The sequence below is a fragment of the Streptomyces sp. Rer75 genome (assembly GCF_013414305.1).
Taxonomy (GTDB): Bacteria; Actinomycetota; Actinomycetes; order Streptomycetales; family Streptomycetaceae; genus Streptomyces; species Streptomyces himastatinicus.
On sequence record NZ_CP058693.1, the window covers coordinates 3,702,941 to 3,724,424 of the forward strand.

The 21,484-nt window shown below is 72.4% G+C and carries 1 protein-coding gene; it reads right to left on the reverse strand.

The features are described 5' to 3' along the window. Positions 1-45: 45 nt before the first annotated feature. Positions 46-21,456, reverse strand: a complete 21,411-nt coding sequence (locus HYQ63_RS15615; protein WP_179934363.1) for a type I polyketide synthase — start codon at positions 21,454-21,456, stop codon at positions 46-48. Positions 21,457-21,484 lie beyond the last annotated feature (28 nt).

Below are 21,484 nucleotides of genomic sequence, written 5' to 3' on the forward strand. Positions count from 1 at the left end.
CTTGCGAAGGGGGAGGTGGTGCTCATGAGTTCCAGACGCTCCCTTTCAGGAGGAGCCGAGTTCGTCGTCGAGCAGGTCGAAAAGCTCATCGTCGGTTGCGGATTCGAGGTCGTTGTCGTCGGTGTCGCCGTCGGCGGCCGTGTCCTGCGCGTCGTTCCACTTCGCCAGCAGGGCCTGGAGGCGCATGGTGATCCTGGAGCGGGTGACGCTGTCGTCCGCGGCCCCCGCCAGGGCGGCTTCCAGCCGGTCGAGTTCGCCGAACACCGACGGGCCGCCGCCGTCCCCGTGCGGAAGTTCCGCGCGCAGGTGGTCGGCGAGGGCGTCGGGCGTCGGGTAGTCGAAGATCAGCGTGGCCGGGAGCCGGAGGCCGGTGGCCGCGCCGAGCCGGTTGCGGAGTTCGACGGCGGTGAGCGAGTCGAAGCCCAGGTCCTTGAAGGCCGCGGCCGGTTCGATGGCCGCCGCACTGCCGTACCCGAGCACGGTCGCCACCTGGGCGCACACCAGGTTGAGCAGGAAGCGGTCCCGTTCGGCCGCGGACATGCCCGCGAGCCGGTCGGCGAGGCTCGTCGCGTCGTCCGCCCCGCCGCCACCGGCCGCGGCGGCGCGCCGCACCGGGGTACGGATCAGCCCGCGCAGCAGGGGCGCCACCCCGGCCGTGGACTGGGCGCGCAGTGCGGCGATGTCCAGGGCGGCGGGGATCAGCACCCCGTGTCCGGCGAGCCCGGCCACGTCGAACAGGGCCAGGCCCTCGGCGTTGCCGAGCGCGTTCATGCTGCCGCGGTTCATGCGCTGCCGGTCAGCGGTGGCCAGGGTGGACGCCATGCCGTCCTCGTCGTCCCACAGGCCCCAGGCGAGGGAGACGGCGGGCAGGCCCTGGCTGCGCCGGTGCTGGGCGAGGGCGTCCAGGAAGGTGTTGGCCGCCGCGTAGTTGCCCTGTCCCGGGTTGCCGAAGACACCGGCCGCCGAGGAGAACAGCACGAACTCGGCGAGGTCCAGGCCGCGGGTCAGCTCGTGCAGGTTCCACGCCGCGTCGACCTTCGGCCGCAGCACCCGCTCGACGCGCTCGGGGGTGAGGGACTCGATCGTCCCGTCGTCGAGCACACCCGCCGCGTGGATCACGGCGGTGAGCGGGTGTGCGGCGGGGACGTCGGCCAGGACGGCGGCGAGCGCGTCCCGGTCGGCCGCGTCGCACGCCGCCCAGGTGACCTGGGCCCCGTGCTCGGCGAGTTCGGCCGCCAGCTCGGCGGCGCCCGCCGCCTCGGCGCCTCGGCGGCTCGTCAGCAGCAGCCGCCTGGCCCCGCGCTCGGTCACCAGGTGGCGGGCCAGCAGCCCGCCCAGGGTTCCGGACGCGCCGGTGACCAGCACCGTGCCCGCCGGGTCGAGGCCGGGCACGGCCGCCTCGTCCAGGGCCGCCACGCGCGCCAGCCGCGGTGCGTACGCGGCCCCGGAGCGCACGGCGAACTGCGGCTCGTCCGTCCGCAGCGCCGCCAGCAGCGCGGAGAGGGAAGCGTCAGCGACGGCGCCGCCGTCCACGTCGGCCAGCACGAACCGGCCCGGGTGCTCGGCCTGCGCCGACCGCACCAGGCCCCAGAGGGCGGCATGGGTGAGGTCGTCCACGCCCTCGGCCGTGGCCTCACCGTCCGTCGTCACGGCCACCGCGCCACGGGTGAGCAGGACCAGCCGCGAGTCGGCGAACCGCTCGTCGGCGAGCCACTCCCGTACCAGGGCCAGCGCCCGCAGGGTCACGGTGTGTGCCGCGGCGGCGGTGTCCCCGGGGGTGGTGAGGTCGGGCAGGCACGGTACGAGGACCACGTCCGGCGCGATCCCCTCGGCCTCGACCGCCTCGCCGAGCGCGGACAGGCCCGCGTAGGTCTCGGCCTCGATCCCGGCGTCGGCCAGCGCCCCGGTGATCTTCAGGTCGCCGCCGCCGGTGTTCTCCAGGACGGCCCACAGGGCGGTGTCCTCTTGCTGGTCGGATGTGGGCAGCGCGGCCCAGTCGACGCGGAACAGCGACTCGTGGTGACGGGCGTTGTTGGCGTTGAACTGCCCGGGGGCGAGCGGCCGGAGCGCGAGCGAACCGACCGACACCACCGGGGCACCGGCCTCATCGGTGATCTCCAGCGCCACCGCGCCCTGCCCGGCGCCCTGACCGGCCGGGGAAACCCGCACCCGCAGGGCCGTCGCGCCGACCGCGTGCAGCCGTACGCCGTCCCACGAGAACGGCAGCCGCGCCTGCCCGGCCTCCTCCGCCGCCCAGAACCCGCCGAGGCCCACCGCGTGCAGCGCGGCGTCCAGCAGCGCCGGATGGCAGGCGTACGCACGGGCCTCACCCTGCTGCTCCTCGCCCAGCGCCACCTCGGCGAACACCTCGTCGCCGCGCCGCCAGGCGGACTTCAACCCCTGGAACACCGGGCCGTACGCGAGACCGAGCGCCGCGAAACCGTCGTACAGGCCGTCGACGTCGATCGGCTCGACGGCCGTCCCGTCGACCTCCGCCGGGGGCCACTGCGCCATGGTGCTCGGGGCGGTGGCGGCCGGGCCGGTGGCGCCGAGCACACCGGCCGCGTGCCGGGTCCACGGCTCGTCGGCCGCGTCCTCCGGGCGCGAGTAGATGTGCAGCGCGCGCCGCCCCTCGGGGCCGTCGGGCTCGTCCACGGAGACGCGGAGCTGCACCGCGCCGCGCTCGGGAAGGACCAGCGGCGCTTCCAGCGTCAGCTCCTCGACCTGGTCGCACCCCACCTGGTCACCGGCCCGGACGGCCAGTTCGACCAGGGCCGTCCCCGGCAGCAGCACGGTGTCCATGACGGCGTGATCGGCCAGCCACGGGTGCGTACGGAGCGACAGCCGACCCGTGAAGAGGAAGCCGTCGGAGTCGGGCAGGTCCACCGCCGCACCCAGCAACGGGTGATCGGCGGAGCCGAGACCGGCCGACGCCACATCGCCCACGGCCCCGGCGGGGGCCTCCAGCCAGTAGCGCTCGCGCTGGAAGGCGTACGTGGGCAGCTCGGCGCGCCGCGCCCCGGTCCCGGCGAAGAACGCCTCCCAGTCGACGGCCACGCCACGGACGTACGCACGGGCGATGGCGGTCGTCAGCGCCTCGGCCTCGGGGCGGCCCTTGCGGAGGGCGGAGGCGAAGGCGGTGTCGTGGTCGGCGGTGACGCACTCCTGGGCCATGGCGGTGAGCACACCGTCGGGGCCCAGTTCGAGGTAGGTGGTGACGCCCTGCGCTTCGAGAGTGCGGATGCCGTCCAGGAAGCGGACCGCTTCGCGGACGTGGCGCACCCAGAAGTCGGGCGTCGTGATCTCCTCGACGGAGACGACATCACCGGTCAGGTTGGAGACGATCGGGATGCGGGGAGCCTCGTACGACAGCCCCTGCGCCACCTCACGGAACGCGTCCAACATCCCGTCCATACGGGGCGAGTGGAAGGCGTGGCTGACCGTGAGCCGCTTGGTCTTACGACCCTGCGCCTCGAAGGACGCCGCGATCTGCACGGCGTCATCCTCGTCACCCGCGATCACGATCGATGTCGGCCCGTTGAGGGCGGCGATGCTGACGCGCTCGGTGAGGAGCGGCAGCACCTCGTCCTCGGACGCCTGGACGGCAACCATCGCGCCACCAGCGGGCAACTCCTGCATCAACCGCCCACGCGCGGCCACCAGCTTCGCCGCGTCGGCGAGTGACAGCACACCCGCCACATGGGCAGCGGCCAGCTCGCCAATGGAGTGACCGGACAGAAGGTCCGGCTTCACGCCCCACGCCTCGACCAGCCGGAACAGCGCCACCTCGATGGCGAACAGCGCGGGCTGGGTGAACGCCGTCTGGTCCAGCACCGAGGCATCGTCCCCGAACAGGACCGTCTTCAGCGGCGTTTCGAGATGCGCGTCCAGCGCCTCGCACACCGCGTCCAGCGCCTCCGCGAACACCGGGTACGCCTCGTACAGCTCACGGCCCATCCCGATCCGCTGGCTGCCCTGCCCTGTGAACAGGAACGCCACCTTGCCGTCGCTCACCGAACCCTCGACCAGCCCGGGGGCCGACTCGCCCCGCGCCAGGGCGTCGAGTGCGGCGCGGTCCTCGCCGACCACCACCGCGCGGTGGTCCAGCGCGGCGCGGGTGGTCGCGAGCGAGTAGCCGAGGTCGCCCGGAGTGATGTCCGGGTGCTCGTCCAGGTGCGAACGGAGGCGCACGGCCTGGGCACGCAGCGCGTCGGCGGTCTTCGCCGACAGCGCCCACGGCATGACGCCCGGCGTCACAGCCACGTCACGCGGCGCCTCTTCCTCAACGGCAACGGGCGCCTGCTCAATGATCGTGTGGGCGTTCGTCCCGCTGAATCCGAACGACGACACCGCCGCACGCCGCGGACGACCCGACTCGGGCCACTCCTGCGCCTCGGCGAGCAGCGACACCGCGCCCGCCGACCAGTCGATGTGCGGCGACGGCTCATCCACGTGCAGCGTCCGCGGCAACACCCCGTGCCGCATCCCCATCACGATCTTGATGATGCCCGCGACACCGGCCGCGGCCTGCGTGTGACCCATGTTCGACTTGATCGAACCGAGCAACAGCGGCCGGTCCTCAGGGCGGTCCTGGCCGTACGTGGCCAGCAGCGCCTGTGCCTCGATCGGGTCGCCCAGCGACGTACCCGTGCCATGCGCCTCGACCGCGTCCACCTCGGCGGCGGACAGCCCGGCGTTGGCGAGGGCCTGCCGGATGACACGCTGCTGCGACGGACCGTTCGGCGCCGTCAGACCATTCGACGCACCGTCCTGGTTGATCGCGCTGCCGCGCACCACCGCCAACACCGGGTGGCCATTGCGACGCGCGTCCGACAGCCGCTCCACCAGCAGCATGCCCGCACCCTCGGACCACCCCGTGCCATCGGCATCCGCCGAGAACGCCTTGCACCGGCCATCCGCCGCAAGCCCACGCTGACGGGAGAACTCCACAAACGGCGCCGGAGTCGCCATCACCGTCACACCGCCCGCGAGCGCCAGCGAGCACTCGCCGTTCCGCAGCGCCTGCACCGCCAGATGCAGCGCCACCAACGACGACGAACACGCCGTATCCACCGTGATCGTCGGACCCTCAAGCCCGAACGTGTACGCCAACCGACCCGAAATCACACTGGCCGCATTGCCGGTGCCGACGAATCCCTCGACGCCTTCCGGAAGCGTCGGCAGCGAGGACGCGTAGTCGTGGTACATGACTCCCGCGAAGACGCCAGTACGGCTGCCCCGCAGCACACCCGGGTCGATACCCGCCCGCTCGAACGCCTCCCACGACGTCTCCAACAGCAACCGCTGCTGCGGATCCATGGCGAGCGCCTCACGCGGCGAAATCCCGAAGAACGTCGGGTCGAAGTGGCCCGCCCGGTCGACGAAACCGCCCTCGCGGGAGTACGAGGTGCCGGGGTGGTCCGGGTCCGGGTGGTACAGCCCGTCCAGGTCCCAGCCACGGTCGGTCGGGAACTCGGAGATCGCGTCCCGACCCTCCATGACCAGCCGCCACAGATCCTCCGGCGTCTCCACCCCACCCGGATAACGGCAGCCCAGGCCCACGATGGCGATCGGCTCATCGTCCACAGCCGACACCACCACCGGACCGGCCACCGCGGCCGCGGTCCCACCAAGCTCCGTACGCAGGAACTCCGCGAGCACCACCGGCGTCGGGTAGTCGAAGACCAACGTCGCAGGCAACCGCAGCTCACTCGCCGCACCCAACGCGTTCCGCAGCTCCACCGCCGTCAGCGAGTCGAAGCCCAGATCGCGGAAGGACTGGTGCGGCTCCACGGTGTCCGTCGAGTCGTGGCCGAGCACGGCGGCGACCTGGTGACGGACCAGCCCGAGGAGGACGTCGAGCTGTTCGGCCTCCCCGAGCCCGGCCAGCCGCTGCGCCAGCGCACCCGACGCGGCCGAACCCTCCGCCGTACGCCGCGCCGGCACCCGCACCAGCCCACGCATCAACGGCGCCACCACACCGGACGACGCGGCCTCGGCGCGCACCGCCGCAAGATCCAGCCGCATCGGCACAAGCAGCGCCTCGTCCGCGCCAGACGCCGCGTCGAACAGCTCCAGCCCCTCGGCGGCCGACAGCGCGGCAACGCCGCCCCGGCTCATCCGGGACACATCCGCATCATCCAGGGCACCGGTCATCGCGCTGGAGTCCGCCCACAGGCCCCAGGCGAGGGACGTACCGGCGAGACCACGCGCCCTGCGGTGCTGCACCAACGCATCCACATACGCGTTGGCCGCCGCGTAGTTGCCCTGCCCCGGGTTGCCGAAGACACCGGCAGCGGAGGAGAACACCACGAATGCCGACAGGTCCGCAGTCGCGGTCAGCTCATGCAGGTTCCAGGCCGCGTCCACCTTCGGACGCAGCACCTTGGCCAGCCGTTCCGGCGTCAGCGAACCGATCACGCCGTCATCCAGCACACCCGCCGTGTGCACCACACCCGTCAGCGGATGCTCAGCGGGGACGGTCGCGAGGGCCGCAGCGAGCGCGTCCCGGTCGGCCACATCGCACGCGGCCCACCGCACCTCGGCACCCAGCCCGGCCAGTTCGGCGCCGAGTTCCGAAGCACCAGGAGCCTGGTCGCCACGACGGCTCACCAGCAGCAACTGCCGTACGCCACGTTCGGCCACCAGATGCCGCGCCACCAGCCCGCCCAGCGTGCCACTCGCACCGGTCACCAACACCGTGCCCTCGGCACCGAAATCAGGCACCTGCTCGGCATCCACCACGGCCCGCGCCAGACGCGGCACCCGCAGCACACCGTCCCGCACCGCCACCTGCGGCTCACCCGACGCCAGCGCACCCGACACCGCCGCACTCGCGTCAGCCGCACCATCGACGTCGACCAGCACAAACCGGCCCGGGTTCTCCGACTGCGCCGAGCGCAGCAGACCCCACACCGCGGCGCCTGCCAGGTCCGCCACCGGCTCATCGGCCTGGGCGGCGACAGCGCCCGAGGTCAGCACCACAAGGCGGGCATCGGCGAAACGCTCATCGTTCAGGTACGTCTGGATCAGGTTCAGCGCCTTGGCGGTGGCCTGGCGGACAGCGGCCGGACCGCCATCCCCGTCGGGCGACGTGAAGTCGACGATCACGTCATCGACCGACTCGATCGCCGCGCCCAGTGCGGCCAGATCTGCGTAAGCAGCCACTCCCGCGCCGGACAGGCCCTGCGCCAGCGAACCGGCTCCGAGCACCGCCCAACCGTCGCCGACCTGCCCATCTGTGGTGGCCGGAGCGGCGAACTCCGCCCACTCCAGGCGGAACAGCGACTCCTGGCGCCCGCCTCGCGCACCGCTGATCTGCTCAGCAGCAACCGGCCGCAACACCAGCGAATCCACCGACAGCACGGCACGACCCGCACCATCAGCCACCGCCAGCGACACCGCGTCCGTACCGGCCGCGGCCAGACGCACCCGCAGCACCGACGCACCGACAGCGTGCAGCGACACACCGGACCACGAGAACGGCAACCGAGCCCCGTCCCCGCCCTCGATCAGGCCACCCAGACCCACCGCATGCAACGCCGAGTCCAGCAACGCCGGATGCAGACCAAACGCACCCGCCTCGGACCGCGCGTCCTCGGCAAGCTCCAGCTCGGCGAAGACCTCATCGCCCAGCCGCCAGGCAGACGTCAGCCCCTGGAACACCGGGCCATATGCCAGCCCCAGACCCGCCATGCCCTCATACAGACCATTCAGCTCGACCGGCGTCGCCCCCGCCGGAGGCCACACACCCAGATCGGATGGCGCAGTCGGGGCGGCCTCCGCCAGCGCACCCGAGGCGTGCCGCACCCACGGCTCATCCGCAGCCGCGTCCTCAAGCCGCGAGTACACCTCGACCGAACGACGCCCGGCACCGTCAACGGCGCCGCCCACCGACACCTGAAGCTGAACGCCACCCACCTCAGGAAGCACCAACGGCGCCTCCAACGTCAGCTCCTCCACCAGGCCACAACCGACCTGGTCACCAGCGTGAACCGCCAGCTCGACAAACGCCGTACCCGGCAGCAGCACCGAACCCATCACAGCGTGATCGAGCAGCCACGGATGCGTCTGCACCGACAAGCGCCCCGTCAGCAGCAGCCCATCACCGCCCGCGAGCGGCACAGCAGCCCCCACCAGCGGATGGTCCACGGCGGCCAGTCCGAGCCCGGCCGTGCCCGCGACGCCGTATGCCGACGCCTGGGGCCAGTACCGGCGGCGCTGGAAGGCGTACGTGGGCAGCTCGACCCGCGCAGCGCCCGTTCCGGCGAAAACGGCATCCCAGTCGACCGCCACGCCACGGACGTGCGCCCGCGCGACAGCCGACACCAGCGCCTCGACCTCGGCACGATCCTTGCGGCAGACGGACGCGAACGCGGCGTCGTCCCCGGTCACGCACTCCTGCGCCATGGCAGTGAGGACACCGTCGGGGCCCAGCTCGACGTACGTCGTCACGCCCTGCGCTTCAAGGGTGCGCACACCGTCGAGGAAGCGCACGGCCTCACGGACGTGCCGCACCCAGAAGTCGGCGGTCGCGATCTCCTCGGCGGAGACCACGGCACCGGTCAGGTTGGACACGATCGGAATGCGCGGAGCCTCGTACGAAAGCCCCTCCGCGACCTCGCGGAACGCCTCCAGCATCCCGTCCATACGCGGCGAATGGAACGCGTGGCTGACCGTGAGCCGCTTGGTCTTACGACCCTGCACCTCAAACGACGCCGCGACCTCGACAACAGCATCCTCGTCACCCGCGATGACCACAGACGTCGGCCCGTTGAGGGCGGCAATGCTCACCCTGTCGGTCAGCAGCGGCGCCACCTCGTCCTCCGACGCCTGCACCGCGATCATCGCGCCACCGGCCGGAAGCTCCTGCATCAGACGACCACGCGCCGCCACCAACTTCGCCGCATCCGCAAGCGACAGCACACCCGCCACATGCGCGGCAGCCAGCTCACCGATGGAGTGGCCGGAGAGGAAGTCGGGCCGCAGACCCCACGCCTCGACCAGCCGGAACAACGCCACCTCAACCGCGAACAACGCAGGCTGAGTGAACGCCGTCTGGTCCAGAACCGCCGCATCGTCCCCGAACAGCACCGTCTTCAGCGGCTGCTCAAGATGCGCGTCCAGCGCATCGCACACCGCATCCAACGCCTCCGCGAACACCGGGTACGCCTCGTACAGCTCACGCCCCATCCCGAGCCGCTGGCTGCCCTGACCCGTGAACAGGAACGCCACGCGCCCACCGGCCACCGAACCCTCAACGAGCCCCGCAGCACTGCGGCCCTCCGCCAGCGCCTCCAGACCCGCGACCAGCGCGGTCCGCTCCTCGCCGACCACCACCGCACGGTGGTCCAGCGCGGCCCGCGTGACCGCGAGCGAGTAGCCGAGGTCGGTCAGCGGCAGCTCGGGCCGCTCGTCCAGGTGGGCGAGCAACCGCACGGCCTGCGCACGCAGCGCGTCGGCCGACTTGCCGGACAGGGCAAACGGCGTGACCCCAGGCGTCACGGCCACCTCACGCGGCGCTTCATCCTCAACAACAACGGGCGCCTGCTCAATGATCGTGTGGGCGTTCGTCCCGCTGAATCCGAACGACGACACCGCCGCACGCCGCGGACGGCCCGACTCCGGCCACTCCCGCGCCTCACCGAGCAGCGACACCGCGCCCGCGGACCAGTCGATGTGCGGCGACGGCTCATCCACGTGCAGCGTCCGCGGCAACACCCCGTGCCGCATCGCCATGACCATCTTGATGATGCCCGCGACACCCGCCGCGGCCTGCGTGTGGCCCATGTTCGACTTGATGGACCCCAGCCACAGCGGCCCGTCGGCCTCCCGCTCCTGGCCGTAGGTGGCCAGCAGCGCCTGTGCCTCGATCGGGTCGCCCAGCGACGTACCCGTGCCATGCGCCTCGACCGCGTCCACCTCGGACGCCGACACACCAGCATTCGCCAGCGCCTGCCGGATGACACGCTGCTGCGAGGGACCATTCGGCGCCGTCAGACCGTTCGACGCACCGTCCTGGTTGATGGCAGAACCCCGCACCACCGCCAACACCGGGTGGCCATTGCGACGCGCGTCCGACAGCCGCTCCACCAGCAGCATGCCCGCACCCTCGGACCACCCCGTGCCATCCGCGTCCGCCGAGAACGCCTTGCACCGGCCATCCGCCGCAAGCCCACGCTGACGGGAGAACTCCACAAACGGCGCCGGAGTCGCCATCACCGTCACACCACCGGCCAACGCCAGCGAGCACTCGCCGTTCCGCAGCGCCTGCACCGCCAGGTGCAGCGCCACCAACGACGACGAACACGCCGTATCCACCGTGATCGTCGGACCCTCAAGCCCAAACGTGTACGCCAACCGACCCGAAATCACGCTCGCCGCGTTCCCCGTACCGAGGAAGCCTTCGACGCCTTCCGGCACGCGCTCCAGCAGCGAGGCATAGTCGTGGTACATGACGCCCGCGAAGACGCCGGTACGGCTGCCCCGCAGCACACCCGGGTCGATACCCGCCCGCTCGAACGCCTCCCACGACGTCTCCAACAGCAACCGCTGCTGCGGGTCCATGGCGAGGGCCTCACGCGGCGAAATCCCGAAGAAGGCCGGGTCGAAGTGGCCCGCTTCCTCCACGAAGCCGCCCTCGCGGGCGTAGCTCGTACCGCTGTGGCCGGGGTCCTCGTGGAAGAGGCCGCCCAGGTCCCAGCCACGGTCGGTCGGGAACTCGGAGATCGCGTCCCGACCCTCCATGACCAGCCGCCACAGATCCTCCGGCGTCTCCACCCCACCCGGATAACGGCAACCGAGCCCCACGATGGCGATCGGCTCGTCATCCGCAGCCGACACCACCACCGGACCGGCCACCGCGGCCGCGGTCCCACCAAGCTCCGTACGCAGGAACTCCGCGAGCACCACCGGCGTCGGGTAGTCGAAGACCAACGTCGCAGGCAACCGCAGCTCACTCGCCGCACCCAACGCGTTCCGCAGCTCCACCGCCGTCAGCGAGTCAAAGCCCAGTTCACGGAAGGAACGACCGGGCTCGACCGTCTCCGGACCGGCGTATCCGAGGACCGCCGCGACGTTCGAGCGGATCAGGTCGAGCAGCAGGTCGAGCTGTTCGGTCTCGCCGAGCCCGGCCAGCCGCTGCGCCAGCGCACCCAATGCGACCGAACCCTCCGCCGTACGCCGCGCCGGCACCCGCACCAGCCCGCGGAACAGCGACGGCAGTGCGCCGCTGCCCGCCTGCGCCCGGAGCGCGGCCATGTCCAGCGACATCGGTACGAGCAGCGGTTCGCCGAAGCGGCCCGCGGCGTCGAACAGCTCCAGCCCCTCAGCGGCCGACAGCGCGAGCACACCGCCCCGGCTCATCCGGGACACATCGGCATCGTCCAAGGCGCCGGTCATCGCGCTGGAGTCCGCCCACAGCCCCCACGCCAGGGACGTACCGGCCAGACCACGCGCCCTGCGCTGCTGCGCCAACGCATCCAAGAAGGCATTGGCGGCGGCGTAGTTGCCCTGACCGGCGTTGCCGAAGACACCGGCGGCCGACGAGAACACCACGAACGCCGAAAGGTCCAGGTCAGCGGTCAGCTCATGCAGGTTCCAGGCCGCATCGACCTTCGGACGCAGTACGGCGGCCAGCCGCTCAGCGGTCAGCGAGCCGATCACGCCGTCGTCCAGCACACCCGCCGTGTGCACCACGCCCGTCAGCGGATGGTCGGCCGGAACCGCCGCCAGCACCTCAGCCAGCGCATCCCGGTCCGCCACATCACACGCGGCCCACCACACCTCGGCACCCAACGCGCCCAGCTCAGCACCCAGCTCGGCCGCACCAGGAGCCTCCGCCCCACGGCGGCTCACCAGCAGCAGCTGCCGTACGCCACGCTCCGCCACCAGATGACGGGCCACCAGCCCGCCCAGCGTGCCACTCGCACCGGTCACCAACACCGTGCCCTCGGCACCAAAGTCAGACGCCTGCTCGGCATCCACCACGGCCCGCGCCAGACGCGGCACCCGCACCGTCCCGCCACGCAGCGCAAGCTGCGCCTCGCCCGAGGCGAGCGCGGCGGACAGCGCACGGAACGACGTGTCCTGGCCGTCGACGTCGACGAGCACAAACCGATCCGGGTTCTCCGCCTGCGCCGAGCGCAGCAGACCCCACACGGCGGCCTGCGCCAGGTCGGTCACCGTCTCGTCCGCCCCGGCGGCTACGGCACCCGAGGTGAGGACGGCCAGCCGCGCATCCGCGAACCGCTCATCACCCAGCCACGCCTGGACCAGCGCCAGAACGTCGGCCGTGGCCCGGTGGGTCGCCTCGGCCGCGTCCTCGCCGCCGTCCACGGCGGGCGACACGAAGACGAGCTCCGGCGCCCCGGTGGCGCCCGAAGCGACCGCCTCGGTCAGCGCGGCCAGATCCGCGTACGTGGCGATGTCGGCACCGACGGCCCCGAGCCCGAGGTCTCCCGAGCCGAGCACAGCCCAACGGGCGGACGGTACGGGGGCGGAGGACACCGAAGCGGGCAGGCCGACCCAGTCCAGTCGGAACAGCGAGTCCTGGCGTCCGCCCCGCGCACCGCTGATCTGCTCGGCCGACACGGGCCGCAGCACCAGCGAATCCACCGACAGCACGGCGCGACCCGCACCATCAGCCACCGCCAGCGACACCGCGTCCGTACCAGCAGCGGCCAAACGCACCCGCAGCACCGACGCACCCACCGCGTGCAACGACACACCCGACCACGAGAACGGCAACCGCGCCCCGTCCCCGCCCTCGATCAGGCCACCCAGACCCACCGCATGCAACGCCGAGTCCAACAGCGCCGGATGCAGACCAAACGCACCCGCCTCGGACCGCGCATCCTCCGCAAGCTCCAGCTCCGCGAAGACCTCACCGCCCAGCCGCCAGGCAGACGTCAGCCCCTGGAACACCGGGCCATACGCCAACCCCAGACCCGCCATGCCCTCATACAGGCCATCCAGCCCCACCGGCGTCGCCCCCTCCGGAGGCCACACCTCCAGGTCACGCGATCCGGACGACGCGCCCTCCGTCAGCGCACCCGAGGCGTGCCGCACCCACGGCTCATCCGCCGCCGCATCCTCAAGCCGCGAGTACACCTCGAACGCACGGAGCCCAGAGCGGTCCGGCGCACCGACCGACACCTGAAGCTGAACGCCACCCACCTCAGGAAGCACCAACGGCGCCTCCAACGTCAGCTCCTCCACCAGATCGCACCCGACCTGGTCACCAGCGTGAACCGCCAGCTCGACAAACGCCGTCCCCGGCAGCAGCACCGAACCCATCACGACGTGATCGAGCAGCCACGGATGCGTCCGCACCGACAAGCGCCCCGTCAGCAGCAGCCCATCACCACCCGCGAGCGGCACAGCAGCCCCCACCAGCGGATGGTCCACGGCCGCCAGCCCCAGCCCGGCCGTACCCAGCGCAGCGGCCGAGACCTCCGGCCAGTAGCGCTCGTACTGGAAGGCGTACGTCGGCAGGTCGACGCGAACGGCGCCCGTACCGGCGTAGAAGGCCGCCCAGTCCACCGCCACGCCTCGCACATGCGCCCGCGCGACAGCCGACACCAACGACTCGACCTCGGCACGGTCCTTGCGGCAGACGGACGCAAACGCGGCGTCGTCGCCGGTCACGCACTCCTGCGCCATGGCGGTGAGCACCCCTTCGGGGCCCAGCTCCACAAAGGTGCTGACGCCCTGAGCCTCCAGAGCGCGCACACCATCGAGGAAGCGGACCGCCTCGCGGACATGCCGCACCCAGAAGTCGGCGGTCGCGATCTCCTCGGCGGACACCACGGCACCGGTCAGGTTCGACACGATCGGAATACGCGGAGCCTCGTACGACAGCCCCTCCGCGACCTCGCGGAACGCCTCCAGCATCCCGTCCATACGCGGCGAATGGAACGCATGGCTGACCGTGAGCCGCTTGGTCTTCCGACCCTGCACCTCAAACGACGCCGCGACCTCAACAACAGCATCCTCGTCACCCGCGATGACGACCGACATGGGCCCGTTCACCGCGGCGATGCTCACGCGCTCGCCGAGCAGCGGCAGCACCTCGTCTTCCGACGCCTGGACGGCGATCATCGCGCCACCGGCCGGAAGCTCCTGCATCAGACGACCCCGCGCCGCCACCAACCGGCACGCATCCGCAAGCGACAGCACCCCTGCCACATGCGCGGCAGCCAGCTCACCGATCGAGTGGCCCGACAGGAAGTCCGCACGCAGACCCCACGCCTCCACCAGCCGGAACAGCGCCACCTCAATCGCGAACAACGCAGGCTGAGTGAACGCCGTCTGGTCCAGAACCGCCGCATCGTCCCCGAACAGCACTGCCTTCAGCGGCTGTTCAAGGTGCGCGTCCAGCGCATCGCACACCGCATCCAACGCCTCCGCGAACACCGGATAGGCGTCGTACAGCTCACGCCCCATCCCGAGCCGCTGGCTGCCCTGCCCCGTGAACAGGAACGCCACGCGCCCACCGGCCACCGAACCCTCAACGAGCCCCGCAGCACTGCGGCCCTCCGCCAGCGCCTCCAGACCGGCCAGCAGCCCGGCGCGGTCCTCCGCGACGACGGCCGCGCGGTGGTCGAATGCGGAACGGGTGGTCGCGAGCGAGTAGCCGAGGTCGACGGGGCGCAGTTCGGGGTGGGCGTCCACGTGGGCCCGGAGGCGTTCGGCCTGGGCGCGCAGTGCGGCCGCGCTGCGGCCGGAGATCACCGAGGGCACCACCGGCGCGGCGGCATCGACAACGGACTCCGCTTCCGCCTCGACCACCGGGGCCTGCTCGATGATCGTGTGAACATTGGTGCCGCTGATGCCGAACGACGACACGCCCGCGCGGCGCGGACGGCCGGTCTCCGGCCACTGCGTCTGCTCGGTCAGCAGCGACACCGCGCCCGCCGACCAGTCGACATGCGGGGACGCCTCGCCCGCGTGCAGGGTCTGCGGCAGCACCCCGTGGCGCATGGCGAGGACCATCTTCATCACGCCCGCGACACCGGCCGCGGCCTGCGTGTGGCCCATGTTGGACTTGATGGAACCCAGCAGCAGGGGCTGGTCCTCGGACCGGTCACGGCCGTACGTGGCGAGCAGCGCCTGCGCCTCGATCGGGTCGCCCAGCGTGGTCCCCGTACCGTGCGCCTCGACCGCATCCACATCGGCGGCCGACAGACCCGCACCAGCCAAGGCCGCGCGGATGACGCGCTGCTGCGACGGGCCGTTCGGCGCCGTCAGGCCATTGCTCGCACCGTCCTGGTTGACGGAGCTGCCGCGTACGACCGCGAGCACGGGGTGACCGTTGCGCCGCGCGTCCGACAGCCGCTCCACGAGCAGCATGCCCGCGCCTTCGGCCCAGCCCGTGCCGTCCGCGTCCGCCGAGAACGCCTTGCAGCGGCCGTCGGCGGACAGGCCGCCCTGGCGGCTGAAGCCGATGAAGGTCGCCGGGGTGGCCATCACCGTGACGCCACCGGCCAGCGCCAGCGAGCACTCCCCCGCCCGCAGCGCCTGCATCGCCCAGTGCAGGGCGACGAGCGACGACGAGCAGGCCGTGTCCACCGTCACCGCCGGGCCCTCCAGGCCGAGGGCGTACGCGACCCGGCCGGAGGCGATGGAGCCGGTGCTGCCGGAGCCGATCGCGCCCTCGCCGCCGCCGTCGGGGGCCTGCTCCACGAGCGTGGCGTAGTCGTGGTACATGACACCCGCGAAGACACCGGTCTGGCTGCCGCGCAGCGTCGTCGGGTCGATGCCCGCCCGCTCGAACGCCTCCCACGACGTCTCCAGCAGCAACCGCTGCTGCGGGTCAGTGGCGAGGGCCTCGCGCGGCGAGATCCCGAAGAAGGTGGGGTCGAAGTCGGCGGCGTCGTGGAGGAAGCCGCCCTCGCGGGTGTACGACGTGCCCGGGTGCTCGGGGTCCGGGTGGTAGATCGTGTCCAGGTCCCAGCCGCGGTCGACGGGGAAGCCGGAGATCGCGTCCTGGCCGGAGGCCAGCAGCTGCCACAGCTCCTCGGGGGTGCGCACTCCGCCCGGGAAGCGGCAGCTCATGGCGACGATGGCGATCGGCTCGTCGTCGACCGCACCCACGGTCGATGCCGGTACGGCCACCTGGCCCTGCGTACCCGCCAGTTCGGCCCGAAGGTGTTCGGCGAGGACGAGGGAGGTCGGGTAGTCGAAGACCAGGGTGGCGGGGAGCCGCATGCCGGTGGCCGCGTTCATCCGGTTGCGCAGCTCGACGGCGGTCAGCGAGTCGAAGCCCAGGTCACGGAAGGCGCGCTCGGGGTCCACGGAGTCGGCGGAGCCGTAGCCCAGGACGGCGGCGACCTGCGTACGGACGAGCCCCAGCAGCAGGTCGAGCTGTTCGGCCTCGCCGAGCCCGGCCAGCCGCTGCGCCAGCGCGCCCGTCCCGGCGGAGCCCTCCGCCGTACGCCGCGCCGGCATCCGCACCAGCCCACGCATCAACGGCGCCACCACACCCGACGACGCGGCCTCGGCGCGCACCGCCGCCAAGTCCAGCCGCACCGGCACGAGCAGCGCCTCGCCCGCACCAGACGCCGCGTCGAACAGCTCCAGCCCCTCGGCGGCCGACAGCGCGCCGACGCCGCCCCGGCTCATCCGGGACACGTCCGCGTCGTCCAGCTCGCCGGTCATCCCGCTGGCATCGGCCCACAGACCCCACGCCAGCGACGTACCGGCCAGACCACGCGCCCTGCGGTGCTGCGCCAACGCATCCACATACGCATTGGCCGCCGCGTAGTTGCCCTGACCCGCGCCGCCGAAGACACCGGAGGCCGACGAGAACAGAACGAACGCCGACAGGTCCAGGTCCGCGGTCAGCTCATGCAGGTTCCAGGCCGCGTCCACCTTGGGCCGCAGCACCTTGGCCAGCCGCTCCGGCGTCAGCGAACCGATCACGCCGTCATCCAGCACACCCGCCGTGTGCACCACACCCGTCAGCGGATGCTCGGCCGGAACCGCCGCCAGCACCTCAGCCAGCGCGCCCCGGTCGGCCACATCGCACGCGGCCCACCGCACCTCGGCACCCAGCCCGGCCAGTTCGGCACCGAGTTCCGAAGCACCAGGAGCCTGGTCGCCACGACGGCTCACCAGCAGCAACTGCCGTACGCCACGCTCGGCCACCAAGTGCCGCGCCACCAGCCCGCCCAGCGTGCCACTCGCACCGGTCACCAACACCGTGCCCTCGGCACCAAAGTCAGGCACCTGCTCGGCATCCACCACGGCCCGCGCCAGACGCGGCACCCGCAGCACACCGTCCCGCACCGCCACCTGCGGCTCACCCGATGCCAGCGCACCCGACACCGCCGTACGCGCGCCAGCCGCACCATCGACGTCGACCAGCACAAACCGGCCCGGGTTCTCCGACTCGGCGGAGCGCACCAGGCCCCACACGGCGGCGTGGGCGAGGTCGGCCACCGGCTCGTCCGTACCGGCTGCCACGGCGCCCGAGGTCAGCAGGACCAGCCGGGCGTCCGCGAACCGCTCGTCGTTCAGCCACGCCTGGACCAGCTCCAGCGCCTCGGCCGTTGCCCGGCGTACGGCAACGGGGTCGCCATCTCCACCGGGAGCGAAGGAAACCAGCACGTCATCCGGCATGGCGGTGGCGCCGGACGCGACCGCCGTGGCGAGCGCGTCCAGGTCCGCGAACGTGTCGAACCGCTGCCCGGTCGCCGACGCCAGGCCAAGAACATCGGACCCAACCAGCGCCCACTGCCCCACCGCGCCCGCGCCGGACACCTCGGCCCAGTCGAGCCGGTACAGCGACTCCTGGCGACCGCCCCGCGCGCCGCGGATCTGCTCGACGGCCACGGGCCGCAACACCAGCGAGTCCACCGACAGCACGGCACGACCCGCACCATCGGCCACCGCCAGCGCCACCGCGTCCGCGCCCACGGCCGACAGGCGCACCCGCAGCACCGACGCACCGACCGCGTGCAGCGACACACCGGACCACGAGAACGGCAGCCGAGCCCCGTCCTCGCCCTCGATCAGGCCGCCCAGACCCACCGCATGCAGCGCCGAGTCCAGCAGCGCCGGATGCAGACCGAACGACCCCGCCTCGGACCGCGCATCCTCCGCAAGCTCCAGCTCGGCGTAGACGTCATCGCCCAGCCGCCACGCGGACTTCAGCCCGCGGAACACCGGACCGTAGGCGAGCCCGGCGTCGGCCAGTCCCTCGTACAGGCCCTCGACCGCGACCGGCGTCGCGCCCTCCGGGGGCCATACGCCCAGGTCGAAGGAGGCGGAAGACGACGCCCCCGAGCTCAGCACACCCGAGGCGTGCCGCTCCCAGACCTCGTCCACGGCCGCGTCCTCGGGCCGCGAGTACACCGTCAGCGCACGCCGCCCCGACGCGTCGGGCGCGCCCACCGACAGCTGAAGCTGCACGCCGCCCACCTCGGGAAGCACCAACGGCGCCTCCAGGGTCAGCTCCTCCAGCAGATCGCATCCCACCTGGTCACCGGCGCGCACCGCCAGCTCCACGAACGCGGTCCCGGGCAGCAGCACCGAACCGGCCACCGTGTGGTCGGCCAGCCACGGGTGGGTGTCCAGGGCGAGGCGGCCGGTGTAGAGGAAGCCGTCGGTGTCGGCGAGCGCCACCGCGGCGCCCAGCAGGGGGTGGTCGGCGGCGCCGAGCCCGGCGGACGTCACGTCGCCCATCGGGTATCCGGCGTCCAGCCAGTACTTTTCGCGCTGGAAGGCGTACAGAGGAAGGTCGGCGCGGGTGGTGTCCGTCCCGGCGAACACCGCGTTCCAGTCGGGTGAGACGCCGCGTACGTGTGCCTGCGCGAGGGCCGTGGCCAGGCTCTGGACCTCGGGGCGGCCGGTGCGCAGCGCGGAGACAAGGGTGGCGTCGTCACGGGTCAGGCAGTCCTGCGCCATGGCGCTGAGGACGCCGTCCGGGCCCAGTTCCACGAACGTAGTGACGTTACGGTCCTCAAGAGCGCGCACACCGTCGAGGAAGCGGACGGCGTCGCGGACGTGGCGCACCCAGAAGTCGGCGGTCGTGATCTCGTCGGCGGAGACCACGGCACCGGTCAGGTTCGACACGATGGGGATCTTCGGGGCCTCGTACGTCAGCCCCTCCGCGACCTCGCGGAACGCGTCCAGCATCCCGTCCATGCGCGGCGAGTGGAAGGCGTGGCTGACCGTGAGCCGCTTGGTCTTCCGGCCCTGCGCCTCGAAGCCAGCCGCGATCGCCAGAGCCGCGTCCTCGTCGCCCGCGATGACCACCGACGTCGGGCCGTTCACAGCGGCGATGCTGACGCGCTCGGTGAGCAGCGGCGCCACCTCGTCCTCCGACGCCTGAATGGCGATCATCGCGCCACCGGCCGGAAGTTCCTGCATCAGACGCCCGCGCGCCGCCACCAACCGGCACGCGTCCGCGAGGGAGAGCACACCCGCCACATGCGCGGCGGCCAGCTCACCAATCGAGTGGCCCGACAGGAAGTCGGGCCGCAGCCCCCACGCCTCGACCAGCCGGAACAGCGCCACCTCGACCGCGAACAGCGCGGGCTGGGTGAAGCCGGTCCGGTCCAGCAGCGAGGCGTCCTCGCCGAACAGGACGCCCTTCAGGGGCCGTTCCAGGTGCGGGTCCAGCTCGGCGCACACCTCGTCCAAGGCACCGGCGAACACCGGGTACGCGTCGTACAGCTCGCGCCCCATCCCGAGGCGCTGGCTGCCCTGCCCCGTGAACAGGAACGCCACCTTGCCGCCCGCCACCTTGCCGTCGAACAACCCGGGCGCGGGCTCCTCGCGGGTCAGCGCGTCGAGGGCCCGTACCAGGCCGTCGCGGTCGTCGGCGACGATCGCCGCGCGGTGCTCGAAGGCCGCCCGGCCGGTGGCCAGGGAGAACGCGGCGTCGGCGAGCGGGAGTCCGGGGTTGGCGTCGAGGTGGGCGCGGAGGTTCGCGGCTTGGGCGCGCAGCGCGGGCCGGGTCTTGGCCGCGACGGTCCACAGCGGCAGCGCGGTGGCGGGGGCCGCGGCCTCGCCACCGTCTTCGGTGGTGGTCTGCGGCTCTTCGGCGGCGGTGGCCGGGTCGGGCGCCTGCTCCAGGATGGTGTGCGCGTTGGTGCCGCTGATGCCGAACGAGGACACCGCGGCGCGCCGCGGCTGTCCGGTGTCGGGCCAGGCGCGGGTCTCGGTGAGCAGCGAGACGGCGCCGGCGGACCAGTCGACGTTGGAGGTGGGCTGGTCGACGTGCAGGGTCCGCGGGAGGACCCCGTGGCGCATCGCCATGACCATCTTGATGATGCCCGCGACACCGGCGGCTGCCTGGGTGTGGCCGATGTTGGACTTGATGGAGCCCAGCCACAGCGGCTGCTCGTCGGAGTGGTTGCGCCCGTAGGTGGCGAGCAGCGCCTGCGCCTCGATGGGGTCGCCCAGCGTGGTCCCCGTACCGTGCGCCTCGACCACGTCGATCTGTCCGGCGGAGAGCCGGGCCCCGGCCAGGGCCTGGCGTATGACGCGCTGCTGGGAGGGGCCGTTGGGGGCGGTGAGGCCGCTGCTGGCGCCGTCCTGGTTGATGGCGGAGCCGCGGACGAGGCCGAGCACCTGGTGGCCGTTGGCGCGGGCGTCGGACAGCCGCTCCAGCAGCAGCATGCCCGCGCCCTCGCCCCAGCCGGTGCCGTCGGCGGCCTCCGCGAACGACTTGCAGCGACCGTCGACGGCCAGCCCGCGCTGGCGGCTGAACTCGGTGAACGTACCGGGGGTGGCCATGACGGTGACGCCACCGGCCAGCGCCAGCGAGCACTCCCCGCGGCGCAGCGCCTGCGCGGCGAAGTGCAGGGCGACCAGGGAGGAGGAGCAGGCCGTGTCGATGGTGACGGCCGGGCCTTCCAGGCCGAAGGTGTACGCGACGCGGCCGGAGGCGATGGAGCCGGAGCTGCCGTTGCCGAGGAAGCCTTCGACGTCCTCGGGCGCGGAGAACAGCCGGGACGCGTAGTCGTGGTACATGACGCCCGCGAACACGCCGGTCCGGCTGCCCTGGAGCGTCGTCGGGTCGATGCCCGCGCGCTCGAACGCCTCCCACGACGTCTCCAGCAGCAGCCGCTGCTGCGGATCCATCGCCAGGGCCTCGCGCGGCGAGATGCCGAAGAACGCCGGGTCGAACTCGGCCGCGTCGTGCAGGAAACCGCCCTCGCGGACGTACGGCTCCTGGCCGCTGTCCGGCTCGGGATCGAAGAGGACGTCCGTACCCCAGCCGCGGTCGGTGGGGTACGGCGAGGCCGCGTCACCGCCGCGGGCGACCAGCTCCCACAGCTCCTCGGGCGTCCGCACGCCACCCGGGTAGCGGCAGCTCATCGCGACGATGGCGATGGGCTCCTGCTCGCGCTCCTCGACCTCGCGCAGCCGCCGCCGCGCCTCGCGCAGGTCGGTGGTGGCCCGCTTGAGGTAGTCGAGGTACTTCTCTTCGTTCGCCGTCGCCATTACGCCGTCTCCGCGGTGCTGAGATGAG

What these genes read in the sequence shown, in the direction of transcription:
- HYQ63_RS15615 (WP_179934363.1), bottom strand. Translation starts at nt 21,456, where the DNA reads ATGGCGACGGCGAACGAAGAGAAGTACCTCGACTACCTCAAGCGGGCC.